At 60.6% G+C, this 12,243-nt stretch carries 11 protein-coding genes; 5 read left to right on the forward strand and 6 right to left on the reverse strand.

What is annotated here, in order from left to right; genetic code table 11:
- Positions 1–113: 113 nt before the first annotated feature.
- From lapD to ACA051_RS08470, 4 genes are all read right to left on the reverse strand, one after another.
- Positions 114–2,054, reverse strand: coding sequence for a cyclic di-GMP receptor LapD (lapD, locus tag ACA051_RS08455; RefSeq protein ID WP_497374371.1), 1,941 nt, complete (start codon positions 2,052–2,054; stop codon positions 114–116).
- Between the two features lie 22 nt (positions 2,055–2,076).
- The gene (lapG, locus tag ACA051_RS08460; protein ID WP_497309103.1) at positions 2,077–2,784 is read right to left on the reverse strand and encodes a cysteine protease LapG; all 708 of its coding nucleotides are present in this window, start codon (positions 2,782–2,784) and stop codon (positions 2,077–2,079) included.
- Between the two features lie 222 nt (positions 2,785–3,006).
- Complete coding sequence (locus ACA051_RS08465) at positions 3,007–3,402, reverse strand: YbaN family protein (RefSeq protein WP_497309105.1); 396 nt, start codon at positions 3,400–3,402, stop codon at positions 3,007–3,009.
- A gap of 10 nt (positions 3,403–3,412) precedes the next feature.
- On the reverse strand, positions 3,413–4,000 hold the full coding sequence (locus ACA051_RS08470; RefSeq protein WP_497309107.1) for a UPF0149 family protein: 588 nt from the start codon (positions 3,998–4,000) through the stop codon (positions 3,413–3,415).
- A gap of 411 nt (positions 4,001–4,411) precedes the next feature.
- Here ACA051_RS08470 and recQ point away from each other — a divergent pair, with 411 nt between their 5' ends.
- The 4 genes from recQ (at position 4,412) to ACA051_RS08490 (ending at position 9,318) form a co-directional block, all read left to right on the forward strand.
- Positions 4,412–6,538, forward strand: a complete 2,127-nt coding sequence (gene recQ / locus ACA051_RS08475) for a DNA helicase RecQ (protein ID WP_497309109.1) — start codon at positions 4,412–4,414, stop codon at positions 6,536–6,538.
- 120 nt (positions 6,539–6,658) lie between these two features.
- Entirely contained in the window at positions 6,659–7,093 is a 435-nt protein-coding gene (locus ACA051_RS08480) for a MarR family transcriptional regulator (protein ID WP_497309110.1), read from the forward strand.
- Positions 7,094–7,221: 128 nt separating this feature from the next.
- Positions 7,222–8,985 carry a motility hub landmark protein FimV gene (locus ACA051_RS08485; protein WP_497309112.1) on the forward strand — a complete coding sequence of 588 codons (1,764 nt, stop codon included), beginning with the start codon at positions 7,222–7,224 and terminating at the stop codon, positions 8,983–8,985.
- A 45-nt stretch (positions 8,986–9,030) separates the two neighbouring features.
- Entirely contained in the window at positions 9,031–9,318 is a 288-nt protein-coding gene (locus ACA051_RS08490; RefSeq protein WP_084320512.1) for an Rdx family protein, read from the forward strand.
- On the opposite strand, the gene ACA051_RS08495 is transcribed toward ACA051_RS08490, so the two are convergent.
- Both ACA051_RS08495 and ACA051_RS08500 read right to left on the reverse strand, forming a co-directional pair.
- Positions 9,312–10,202 carry a DMT family transporter gene (locus tag ACA051_RS08495; protein ID WP_497309114.1) on the reverse strand — a complete coding sequence of 297 codons (891 nt, stop codon included), beginning with the start codon at positions 10,200–10,202 and terminating at the stop codon, positions 9,312–9,314. The two genes, ACA051_RS08490 and ACA051_RS08495, sit on opposite strands and share 7 nt — an antisense overlap.
- Before the next feature lie 224 nt (positions 10,203–10,426).
- Positions 10,427–11,191 (reverse strand): helix-turn-helix transcriptional regulator, encoded by a 765-nt coding sequence (locus ACA051_RS08500; RefSeq protein ID WP_497374373.1) that lies wholly within the window; start codon positions 11,189–11,191, stop codon positions 10,427–10,429.
- 129 nt (positions 11,192–11,320) lie between these two features.
- Here ACA051_RS08500 and ACA051_RS08505 point away from each other — a divergent pair, with 129 nt between their 5' ends.
- Entirely contained in the window at positions 11,321–12,136 is an 816-nt protein-coding gene (locus ACA051_RS08505; RefSeq protein ID WP_283190225.1) for a UDP-2,3-diacylglucosamine diphosphatase, read from the forward strand.
- The last annotated feature ends 107 nt before the right edge of the window (positions 12,137–12,243 follow it).

Genomic DNA, 12,243 nt, shown 5'->3' on the forward strand with positions numbered 1-12,243 from the left:
CCGGCTTCCCGAATGTGCGGCACCGATATGGATGGATTAGATAGTTGGCGTGGTAGTTTGCCTACTGTCAGATCTGACAGGTAGCGATGATTTTAAGACGAACGGTCAATCCCTCACATTGGCTCCGGCGGCCCGATCAACCGCCCCATCACCCCAAATAACCCCAACTCCCGAATCACCTCCAGCTCGCCTTTCGTCTCGACCATCTCCGCAATCAACGGCAAATCAATACTGTTGGTTGCCCGGTAAATCGCATCAATAAACAGCCGCTTGTCACTCTGCTCATCAATGTGCCGGATGTACGCCCCATCGATTTTCAGATATGCCAATCCCAACTGCGTCAGGTTGCCGATCTGGCTGAAGCTGCCGCCGAAGTGCTGTAAACCGATGCGGTATCCGGTGTCGAGCAGGCTATGGCTCAGGCGTTGTAATTCATCGGGGGGCGGCAGTTGGCGTTCGTCGATTTCCAGTGTCAGCAGGGGTGCCAGATCAGGCAGCGATTCGAGCATGTCGATTATTTGTCGCAGTTGTACCGGGTCGCGCAAGGTGCTGCCGGACAGGCTCAACGCCAGGGGCCAGCGGTTGACGATGAGGTAGTCGAGGGTGGCTTCGAGCATCGCCAGGTCGAACCGTGCCGACCAGCCGAGACGCTCGATCCACGGCAGGAAATGCCCGGCGGCGATGGCCTCGCCTTGTGGGTCGAGCAGGCGCGCGAGGACTTTGTGGTGCAGCACCTGGCTGGTGTCGGCGCATTGCACGACGGGTTGGAAATACAGCTGCATTTTGCCCTCAGTCAGCGCGTCGTCGATCCAGGTGCGCCAGTCGTGTTGCGAGTGGTTCGTCGCGGTATCGGAACGGGCCAGATGCACCCACGGTCGCTCAGGATGTTGCTGGGCCTGGGCCAGCGCTTGATCGAGGCGCAGCAGGACGTCGCCGGCCGGTTCGCCGGGCTGATAGGCGACCACGCCCAAGTGCGCCACGGGCATGCAATCGCTGGCGCCGGTCAGGCGCAGATTTTCCAGGGTGGCGCTGATTTCCGAAGCGAGGCGGGCCGCTTCGGTGCTGTCCAGGCCCGGTGTCAGCAGGCTGAATTCACCACCACGATTGCGCGCCGCCAGCCAGGTACGCCGTTCCGGCAGTTGCGTGAGTCGTTTGAGCAATTCGCCGACGGCGCTGATCAGCCCATCGGTGCGCTGGCCGCCCAGGCGTTGGTTGAGGCCGATCAGGTCGTTGATTCGCAGCATCAGCAAATGGCCGTCGCTGCTTTGCTCGGAGACCAACAAATGGTCGGCCAGTTGTTCGTCCAGCAAGCGTCGATTGGCCAGGCCCGTGAGGCTGTCCTGATAGGATTCGGCCCGCAGTTTTTCGCTGCGCGTGGCCTCTTCGGAGAACAGCGCTTTGAGCTTTTCGACCATCTGATTCATCGCCAGCACCACGCGCCGCAGTTCAGGGGTGCGTGGCAGTTTTGGCAGGCTGAGGAACTCGCGTTTGCTGATGGCTTCGGCTTGCCTGACCATTTTGTCGAGCGGGCGCAATTGCCGGCGTAACAACCATCCACCGAATACGGCGCTGAGCAGCCCGCAGATCAACAGCCAGATAAGGCTGCCAAGTGTGCTGTCCCAGAGTTTGGCCAGGGCGAACTGCGGATTGCTCAACACTTCGACCCGCGCCACCTGTTCCCAACCGCGCATGATCAGCGCATCGCCACCTTCCGGGCGCAGGTTGACCAGACTCACAAACCAGCCGGGCACGCCTTCGATCTGTGCCGGTGCGCTGCGCTCCACCAGCACTTGTCCATCAACGATATTGATGACGCGGATGCTGCGGAAATAGCCGCTGTCGAAAATCGAGCTGACCATCAATTCGGTCATCGCCGGGTCGTCGATCTGCGCGGTCAACGACAAACCCAAGGCGGTGGCGGCGTCCTGGGCGTGGGAACGCAACTGGCCGAGCATCTGTCCACGGGAGCTTTCCAGGCTGACAAAAAAACTGCCACTGAAAGCCACCAGCAAGAACAGGCAAATGGCGAGAAACAACTGTTTGCGCAGCGACATAAAACGCTCCTTGCGACGGCGGCTAACCTTCGCCCACGGCGAACCCTTCGGCTTGCATTTTTTTCAACACGTCTTGCCAGCGCGACAGCTTTTTTGAGTCGCTGCTGCGTTTTCCGCCATTCGTCCCCGGCAAGTAAAGGCCCTCGGCGTTGAAGGCGTACACCGGCAGCAGGTCTTTGCGTTGGGAGGCGGGGCGGATTTCGCCGATCAGGTTGTCGAGCACCAGCGGCTCGGCCGTGGGGCTGCTGTAGAAGGTCAGCACCATGTGCGCCTGGTTTTGGGAGAGTGCCTTGACGTAGGTAATGCGCAGTTTCTCGCTGGGAATCCCGAGTTGGCGCAGGCTGAAATATTTCGCCAGGGCGTAGTCTTCGCAGTCGGCGGCGCCTTTGATCAGCGATTCTTCTGGCGTGGCCCAGTAATCGGTCTGGCGCCAGATGCGCGTGTCGTCCTGAAAATTCAGCTGTTGATTGAAGAAGCGATTGACCGCGTTCAGTTGCTCGCGCTCGGGTTGGTTGAGTTCGCTTTTGAGCATTTGACTCCAGGCCTCGATTCTTCCTTGGGCGGGGCCGAGCGGGCCATAGCGCTTTTCGGCGATTTGCAGGATCTGCGTAAAGTTCCAGTCGGCCCAGACACTGCCGAGCCCGGTCAGCAGAAAACTGGCCAACAGCAGCCATCCGCCGAGCCGAAATCGGAGCGTTGACCTTCCTGGACTACGCCGGCGACGGGACATGTCTGGCTGCTCGGGTGCAGATGACTGAAGTCTAGGCGGAGTTCTTTAAAAGACAGGACTAATTGTCGGGTCGGCAGATGGACCCTGTGGCGAGGGAGCTTGCTCCCGTTCGGCTGCGAAGCAGTCGCCATACCAATCAATGAGGTTTGTCAGGAGAAATGGGGGGGAGGTTTTGGGGCTGCTTCGCAACCCAGTGGGAGCAAGCTTCCTCGCCACAGAAGCTCAGGGTTTTTGCAGGGTTTTCTGTTTGAGGAGGTAGATCGTCACCAGCACCGCGCTGGTCAGCATGATCCCCCGCGCCCACGGCAGGGGCACCAGGTAGCAGGAGAACAGGATGCTCACCCACATCAGGCCGATGGCGTAGACCTTGCCCTTGAGCGGGATGCCGTTGCCGTCGAGGTAGTCGCGAATCCACGGGCCAAGCCGTGGATGCCCCACCAGCCACTGGTAAAACCGTGGCGAACTGCGGGCAAAGCAGGCGGCCGCCAACAGCAGAAAGGGCGTGGTGGGCAACACCGGCAGGAAAATCCCGATCACCCCCAGCGCTACGCTCAGCCAGCCGATGGCCAGCAGCACGTAACGCAACATCAGGGAGCGGTTGCCTATGGGGTTGTCCATAGGCAAAACCTTAGTGGTGACGTGGCTTGAGGATCGCCGGTTTTTCGTCGGGCGCCTGGCACAGCAGGTAAAGCGCGGTCAGGGCTTCCGGGATCTGCACGATCATGTCGTCCATCAGGTTGGCGTCTTTGGCGATGTCTTCGAACTCAGGCTGTTCGTCGAACAGACCCGAACCGACCATGATTGGCAGCAGCATTTCGCTGACTTCGTCTTCGGCGGTTTCGAACCAGGCCGCTTCGCGCAGGAACACGCCTTCCATGAAACCGATGCACCAGCCGCGCAGGTCGGAATCGTCCGGCTCTTCGCCCAGGTCCAGGTCGCATGGCAGCTCGAACTCTTCATCGGAAGCCAGTTGGCGCGCGATGTGAGCCTTGAGGGCCAGCAGGGTGGATTCGATCGCTTCACGCTCTGTATCGTCGGCGTAATGCGGCTCTTCGGCGAAGAGGGCGTCGATCCATTCACGATCCGGAACGACTTCGGAACAGATCGAAAGCGCAGTGAGGTAGCCGTGGGCGGCCACGTAGTCCAGCGCCTCGTCATGCAGTTCGTCGGCGTCGAGGAAGACTTGCAAACGGGTTAGTTGCTCAGCGAAGGACATTAAAGGGCTACCTTGGGGGAATTAACGGATGCGGGAATTCTAGGCCTTCTTGAGCGCTCAGGCCAGCCGCGCGGGATATTTGCGCTGCCGGGACCTCACAAACACCGCAATCCCTGTGGGCGCGAGCCTGCTCGCGATGAGGCCGGTACATCCAATGCATTTATCGCCTGACACGCCGCCATCGCGAGCAGGCTCGCTCCCACAGGTTGTGCGGTGTTTGTCCTTATGTGTCTTCTCAGCGGTGCCCTTTGCAAGGGAGGCCTCGGGTATACTCGCGCGTTTTGTGATGCCCTGCTGGCGTCGCGGCTGAGATGTGAAGCGTCATGCAATGCGCACTTACGATTTGTCGGTGCAGCCTGCGTGGTTCTGAACCAGCCTTGCAGGGATGTTTTTGTGATTTTTGGAGTTTTTATGCTCGAACAGGCTCAACGCGTCCTCAAGGACATCTTCGGCTACGACAGTTTCCGTGGCCGCCAGGGTGCAATCATTGAGCGCGTGGCCAGTGGCGGCGACGCCCTGGTGCTGATGCCTACCGGTGGCGGCAAATCCTTGTGCTTCCAGGTGCCGGCGCTGCTGCGTGAAGGCCTGGCGGTGGTGGTATCGCCGTTGATCGCACTGATGGACGATCAGGTCGCGACCCTCGAAGAACTCGGTGTCGCCGCCGCTGCATTGAACTCCACGCTGAGCGCCGAGCAGCAGCGTGATCTGGCGGCGCGGATCAAGCGCGGCGAAGTGAAGATGCTGTATCTGGCGCCCGAGCGTCTGGTCCAGCCACGCATGCTGGCTTTCCTGCAAAGCCTTGAAATCGCCTTGTTCGCCATCGACGAAGCGCACTGCGTGTCCCAATGGGGCCATGACTTCCGTCGCGAATACCTGCAACTGGGTCAGTTGGCGGAGTTGTTCCCCAACGTCCCGCGTATTGCCCTGACGGCCACGGCCGACAAGCGCACCCGTGAAGAAATCGTCGACCGTTTGCATCTGCAGAACGCCGAACGCTTTCTCTCGAGCTTCGACCGTCCGAACATTTTCTACCGCATCGTACCCAAGGAGCAGCCGCGCAAGCAGTTGCTGGCGTTCCTTGCCGAGCGCCGCAGTGATGCCGGCATTGTCTATTGCCTGTCGCGCAAGAAAGTCGACGAAGTCGCGGTGTTTCTCAGCGAGCAAGGCTTCCCGGCGCTGCCGTACCACGCCGGTTTGCCCAACGACACCCGGTCCCATCACCAGAAGCGCTTCCTCAACGAAGAAGGCCTGATCATGGTTGCCACCGTGGCGTTCGGCATGGGCATCGACAAGCCCAACGTGCGCTTTGTCGCGCACCTCGATTTGCCGAAATCCCTTGAGGCGTACTACCAGGAAACCGGTCGCGGCGGTCGTGATGGCCTGCCGGCGGATGCCTGGATGGCTTACGGCCTGCAAGACGTGGTGATGCTTAAGCAGATGCTGCAAAACTCCGAAGGCGACGAGCGGCACAAGCGTCTGGAGCAGCACAAGCTCGACGCCATGCTTTCGCTCTGCGAAGAAACCCGCTGCCGTCGGCAAACCTTGCTGGCCTACTTCGACGAAGACATGCCCGAGCCGTGCGGCCATTGCGACAACTGCGTCGATGGCGTGCAGACCTGGGACGCCACTGAGCCGGCCCGGCAGGCGCTCTCGGCAATCTACCGCACCGGCCAGCGTTATGGCGTCGGGCATCTGGTTGACGTGCTGCTGGGCAAGGACAACGAAAAGATCCGCAGCTTCGGCCATCAACACCTGTCGGTGTATGGCGTTGGCAAGGCCATGGGCGAGAGTGAATGGCGCTCCCTGTTCCGCCAGCTGGTGGCCCGTGGCCTGGCAGACATTGACCTCGAAGGCTACGGCGGCCTGCGCCTGAGCGACACGTGCCGACCGCTGCTCAAGGGCGAAGTGACCCTGGAACTGCGCCGCGACCTCAAGCCGCAAACCACCGCCAAAAGCAGCAAGAGCCAGGCGAGTCAGCTGGTTCGCGGCGAAGAACGCGAACAGTGGGAAGCCTTGCGCGCCTTGCGTCGCAAGCTCGCCGAGGAACACGGCGTGCCGCCGTATGTCATCTTCCCCGACTCGACACTGTTGGAAATGCTCCGCAGCCAGCCAACCTCGCTGGCGGAAATGGCCACGGTCAGCGGCGTCGGCGCGCGCAAGCTCGAACGGTACGGCGAGGCCTTCCTCGAAGTGCTGGGCGGTCAGGTCGAGGCGCCGAAAGTCGTTGCCGACGTGCGCCACGAGTTGATCACCCTCGCTCGCGCCGGCATGACGCCGCTGCAGATCGCCGGTCAGCTGCAATGCTCGGAAAAGAACGTCTACACGATGCTCGCCGAAGCGATTGGCAAGCAGCAGTTGTCGCTGGAGCAAGCACTGGACCTGCCCGAAGAGTTGATGGGCGAGGTGCAGGATGCCTTCCTCGATGGCGAGGGCGAATTGCCGCCGGTGTCGGAGATTGCCGCGCTGTTCGCCGGGAGAGTGCCGGAAGGTGTCTTGTACTGCGTTCGGGCGGCGCTGCAATCCGAATTCGAGGTTTAAATGACCTGTTACAGTGATGTAACGATTCACTACAGACCAGACCTTGCCTCAAGCCAACGGTCATGCTTAGCTGACTAATAATTAGTTTTTCTCTATTTTCAGTCTAATCATGAGTTTTTTATGCCGTTAACTGATCAACACCGTTTTGGCATGCAACTGGCCCAGATGTCGCGCGGTTGGCGTGCCGAACTGGATCGCCGTCTGGCTGGCCTGGGTCTGTCCCAGGCGCGCTGGCTGGTGCTGCTGCACCTGGCGCGCTTTGAAGAAGCACCGACCCAGCGTGAACTGGCGCAAAGCGTCGGCGTCGAAGGGCCGACCCTGGCCCGGTTGCTCGACAGCCTGGAAACCCAGGGCCTGGTCCAGCGCCAATCCGTGCTGGAAGACCGCCGGGCGAAAAAAATCGTCCTCTGTGCCCCGGCCCGTCCTCTGATCGAACAAATTGAAACCATTGCCAATCAACTGCGCCACGAACTGTTCGACGGCGTCGATGAGGCTGACTTGAAGGTCTGCATGCGTGTTCACGGGCACATTCTGGCCAACCTGGAAAAATCTTGAGGCATAACCGCGCGTCAGCTTTTTGAGATACCCCGTTGGGCAGACTATAAAGAACTACTAGGCAATATCGTGTTCGTACCGGATGTGCGAACGCGTACAGGTTGGTTCTGGTTATCTAAGGGATGCTCATGCTCGAGAGTTGGCACGTTGTATTGCGGTGTTGCGCCAGGCTGCTTCTGGTCGGTGGTGCTGTCACTTACTCGGCATTGGCCCCTGCGCTGGGATTGGGCGACATTACCCTTCATTCCGCGTTGAATCAGCCGTTGAGTGCTGACATCGTTTTGATGGATGTCGGTGGGCTGGAGGAGGACGAACTCTCGGTCAGCCTGGCGACGGCGGATGAATTCACCCGCGCCGGCGTCGATCGGGTTTTCTTCCTCAATGATCTGAAGTTCACACCGATCCTGCGGGGCAATCGCAGCTTGATCCGGGTGACGTCCAACAAACCGGTCAATGAACCTTTCCTGAATTTCCTGGTGCAGCTCAATCAGCCCAATGGGCGCTTGCTGCGCGAGTACACGGTGCTGATCGACCCGCCGGGCTCACCGGGGATCGTGCCGGCAGAAGACGAACCTGCCGTCAGCCCACAGAACTCTCCATTCCCGAGCGTCAAACCGGCCACTGCGCCGGCACCGGCGGCGAAGAAGTCCGCACCGGCGCCGGCCGTCGTTCAACCTGCCGCGCCTGCGACCGATCCCGCTGCCGAACAACTGGCCGCCAGCGTGTTGCAAAACCAGCAGTTGCAAAAAACCATCGATGAGTTGAATGCAGCGCTTCAGGCTCAAAATGAACAGATCGCTGGCCAGAAGAAACAGGTGAGCGAGCTGCAAACCCGGCTGTCGGAGGTCAACCAGGCGCCGCCGGTGACGCCGGTAGCGGTGGCACCTGCCCCTGTCGTCGTTGAAGAACCCGAGGCTAGCCATTGGCCGCTGATTATCGGCTTGCTGGCGCTGATCGCTCTGGTGTTGCTGGGGCTGTTTGTTCGACGTCAACGCCAGCAAGTTCAGGCGTTGGCTCCGGATTTCCCGGTTCTGCCGTCGCGACATGAGCCTGCACTTGATCGAACTGCGGAACCGCAGGCACACGGTTCTGTGCTCAAACCTGCCCAGGCCCATCATGAAGAGACGCCGTCAGGCGATGTGCTGGAAGGCGTGGGGATCTACCTGGCGTATGGCCGTTTTGCCGAAGCGGCCGGTTTGTTGCAAGAGGCATTAGTCAAGGAGCCACAGCGTACCGATCTTGCCTTGCAGTTGCTGGAAGTCCTCGGCAAACAAGGTGACGCTGCCGCCTATGAGACACAGGAAAACAGTTTGCGCGACGCAGGGGTCGACCCACAAAAACTGCAGGACATCCGTGTCTGTTATCCGAAACTGAGTATTGCAGTGCCGGTGCCTGCGGCGGCGACAATCAACCCGCCGATGAAAGCCGAAGGCGCGCCTGACGACGAATTTCAGCTGAACCTGGATGATCTGTCGATGGATGCGAATTGGGATTTGGTCAGCCCCTTCGAAAGCGCTAAATCTTCAGACGCACCGACAAAGGCTGTAGAGCCAGCGTTCACTTCGAACCTGCACGTGTTGCCCGATGTGTTCGAGATGCCCGAGGATTCGCCGCTGGACAAACCTGAACTCGAATGGGTCGCCGAACCCGATGCACAGGCCCTGGATGACGACTTTCTCGATACCTTCAGCGATCCCGGCCAGTCACTGGAACTTGAACCGCTCAGTCTGGAGCCAGCCACGCCGATCAGTGCCGGTAAACTGGAACAAGCCCAGACCTGTATCGATGATGGCGACCTGGACAGTGCCATCGAACTGCTCAACGAGCTGCTGAAGGAGGGCGATGAGCCGCTCAAGCAGACTGCCCGGAGCCTGTTGGCCGGAATCCGCTGAGCCACTACTATAGCGGCGCCCTCTGGCTCAGGAGTATTGCCCATCATGACCGCGCATAAACCGGAAATCGTCATCACCTATTGCACGCAATGCCAATGGTTGTTGCGTGCGGCCTGGCTGGCCCAGGAACTGCTCAGCACCTTTGGCGACGACCTGGGCAAAGTGTCGCTGGTGCCCGGCACCGGTGGGGTTTTTCATATTTTCTGTGACGATGTGCAGATCTGGGAGCGCAAGGCCGACGGCGGTTTTCCGGAGGCCAAGGTGCTCAAGCAGCGGGTTCGCGATCAGATCGACCCGGACCGCGACCTCGGCCACAACGACCGCACTCAGTGAGACGCGGCTTCGGCTGCCACGGTCTTTTTGCTTGAACCGGACAGTCTGCTGGAGACCACAATCGCGACGATGATCAAGGCGCCGCCGAGCAGCATGCGCAGCGTCGGGTTTTCATCGAACAACAGCCACGCCACAGTGATCCCGTACACCGGCTCCAGGGCGAACACCACGGCGGCGGTGCGCGCCTTGATCACCGCCAGGCTGGCGACGAACAAGCTGTGCGCGACGCCGGTGCAGAACACCCCGAGCAAACCGATCCACAGCCAGTCGATGGCGCGGACGTCGCTCAACTGCGGCGCCGCCACCGGCAGCAGGCACAGCGCGACAACCACGTTCTGACACAGCGCGGCCTGCACCGGCGGGATTCTGCCGGAGCTGGCGCGGTTGGTCAGTGACAGCAGGGCGAACAGCAAGCCTGAGCCGACCGCCCAGAGCAGGCCCGTGGTGGCGCCACTCGCCAGATCAAAATCAGGCGTCACCAGCACCAACCCGACACTCACCAGCACCACCAAGAGGATTTCATTGGCGCGGATCCGCTCACGGAATATCAGCCCTTCGAGGATCACGGTAAACGCCGGGAAGCTGGCGAAACCCAGGGTCGCGATCGCCACTCCGGCCACTTTCACCGCAATGAAGAAACTCACCCAATGCCCGGCCAGCAGTAAACCGCTGAGCAACAGACGGCGCCAGTCCAGCGCTTCGAGTTTGTACCAGCGCGTGTTGCTGGCGAACCGCGCGAACACCGCCAGGGCGAGGACGGCAAATGCCGCACGGCCAAACACGATGACGGCGGGCGAGGCGGCGGCGAGTTTGCCGAATACACCGGTCAGGCCGAACATCAGTGCGCCGATATGCAGGGCGCCAAGGGCGGTACGGGGAGTCATTGCGATCCTTGATAAATGTATTTAAAACGGGCTGCCAGACGACCATCGCCCCCCTGTAGCAGCTGGCGCAGCCTGCGTTCGGCTGCGAAGCAGTCGTAAAACCAGTAAACGCGGTGCGTGAGGTAAATCGCATGTGTCCTGATGACGACTGCTTCGCAGCCGAACGCAGGCTTCGCCAGCTGCTACATTTGACCGCATCAGCCCCCAGCCAGTCTGTCGGCAGACTATCGACTTTTGTCGCCAGCCTCGCGCCGCAGTTTGCCCGGTGTCGCCCCAAACTCTCGCAACACCGCCGCGGCAAAGGCACTCTGAGAACTGTAACCGACCCGACTGGCAATCTCGCCGATGGGCAACGGTGAATCCCGCAGCAGTCGCACCGCACTATGCAGCCGCCGACTGCGGATGTAATCCATCGGTGTCTGCCCGCACTCAGCGACAAACCGCGCATGCAACCGGGCGCTGGACAGCCCGGCAACGCGCGCCAGATCGGCGACCTGCAGCGGACACGCCGCGTACTGATCGATATGCGCATTCAGCGCCGCATACGGCAGACGCCGACCGCCCACGATGTCAGGCTTGGCGTTGTTGAGGCTGGCCAATAACAGCACCGCGCCCTGCTGGGCAATCAACGGGTCACTGACCTGGCTGCCCGCCAGCCAACTCACCAATTGGCTTTGCCCTGCGTCCAGCGGCAGGCGCCCGGCGTTGTCGAGCAAACGGTGGCTGGCGTCGGCGTGATCGCCAAGGGACTGCGAAACCCATTGATCACTCGGTATATCCAGCACAAGACAACGGCTGCCATTGCTGCTGCCGCAGGCGTGATGGAAACCCGACGGCACCACCACGAAACTCTGTTGAACCACCTGGCTGCCAAGCCCGTCGACCTCGAAGTCCAGCGCACCCGACAACCCGAACACCAATTGCGCGTGGTCGTGGCTGTGGACGATCAGGTCCTTGGTGTATTGGCGCAGCGTGAGGATCGGTCTCATCGCAGGTCTCCCGGTCAAGATGCGGCCAGTCTACACCGGCCGGGCGTTGTCACAGGACTGACTCGCAGCTGTCATGGACCATTAACCCGACCGGCGCAAGCTTGCCAAAACTTGTCCTGAGTGTTGCCCATGACCAGCGCCGAGCTCGCCAAACCCAGCCGTAAGCAACGTGTGCGGACCTTGTGGATTTCCGACGTGCATCTGGGCACCCGGGACTGCCAAGCCGAACACCTGTCGCAGTTTCTCAAGGGCTACCACGCTGACAAGATCTACCTGGTCGGCGACATCATCGACGGCTGGAAACTGCGCGGCGGCATGTACTGGCCTCAGGCGCACACCAACGTGATTCGCCGCCTGCTGACCATGAGCAAGCGCGGCACTGAGGTGATCTACGTCACCGGCAATCACGACGAGTTTCTGCGACGCTATTCGAAGCTGATTCTGGGCAACATCCAACTGGTGGACGAAGCGGTGCACGTGACCGCTGATGGCCGCCATCTGCTGGTGATCCACGGCGACCAGTTTGACGTGATTACCCGGTATCACCGCTGGCTGGCTTTTCTCGGTGACTCGGCCTACGAATTTACCCTGACCCTCAACCGCTGGCTGAATCACTGGCGCGCGCGTTATGGCTACGGCTACTGGTCGCTGTCGGCCTACCTCAAGCACAAGGTGAAAACGGCGGTCAGTTTCATCAGCGACTTTGAAGAAGCCATCGCCCACGAGTGCGTCAAACGCGAGTTGCACGGGGTGGTGTGCGGGCACATTCACCATGCCGAGATTCGCAAAGTCGGCGGGGTGGATTACCTCAACTGCGGGGATTGGGTGGAGTCGTGCACGGCGTTGATCGAGCATTGGGACGGGTCGATCGAGTTGTACCGGTTGGCGGATGCCCAAGCGCGGGAGGCGGAGTTGAAGGCTATTAAAGTCGCAGAGCCGGCATAGTCTGTTAGCAATGTAGTGTCTGAGCTGGCCTCTTCGCGGGCAAGCCCGCTCCCACAGTGACCGAGGTGAACACAAAATCTGTGAAACGCCAGAGAACCCTGTGGGAG

The sequence above is a fragment of the Pseudomonas sp. LBUM1669 genome (genome assembly GCF_059695705.1).

Bases quoted from the DNA above. Each gene is read 5' to 3' on its own strand.
- ACA051_RS08480 (WP_497309110.1), top strand. From the start codon at position 6,659: ATGCCGTTAACTGATCAACACCGTTTTGGCATGCAACTGGCCCAGATG.
- ACA051_RS08490 (WP_084320512.1), top strand. From the start codon at position 9,031: ATGACCGCGCATAAACCGGAAATCGTCATCACCTATTGCACGCAATGC.
- ACA051_RS08500 (WP_497374373.1), bottom strand. From the start codon at position 11,191: ATGAGACCGATCCTCACGCTGCGCCAATACACCAAGGACCTGATCGTC.
- lapG (WP_497309103.1), bottom strand. From the start codon at position 2,784: ATGTCCCGTCGCCGGCGTAGTCCAGGAAGGTCAACGCTCCGATTTCGG.
- ACA051_RS08495 (WP_497309114.1), bottom strand. From the start codon at position 10,202: ATGACTCCCCGTACCGCCCTTGGCGCCCTGCATATCGGCGCACTGATG.
- ACA051_RS08505 (WP_283190225.1), top strand. From the start codon at position 11,321: ATGACCAGCGCCGAGCTCGCCAAACCCAGCCGTAAGCAACGTGTGCGG.
- lapD (WP_497374371.1), bottom strand. From the start codon at position 2,054: ATGTCGCTGCGCAAACAGTTGTTTCTCGCCATTTGCCTGTTCTTGCTG.
- ACA051_RS08470 (WP_497309107.1), bottom strand. From the start codon at position 4,000: ATGTCCTTCGCTGAGCAACTAACCCGTTTGCAAGTCTTCCTCGACGCC.
- ACA051_RS08485 (WP_497309112.1), top strand. From the start codon at position 7,222: ATGCTCGAGAGTTGGCACGTTGTATTGCGGTGTTGCGCCAGGCTGCTT.
- ACA051_RS08465 (WP_497309105.1), bottom strand. From the start codon at position 3,402: ATGGACAACCCCATAGGCAACCGCTCCCTGATGTTGCGTTACGTGCTG.
- recQ (WP_497309109.1), top strand. From the start codon at position 4,412: ATGCTCGAACAGGCTCAACGCGTCCTCAAGGACATCTTCGGCTACGAC.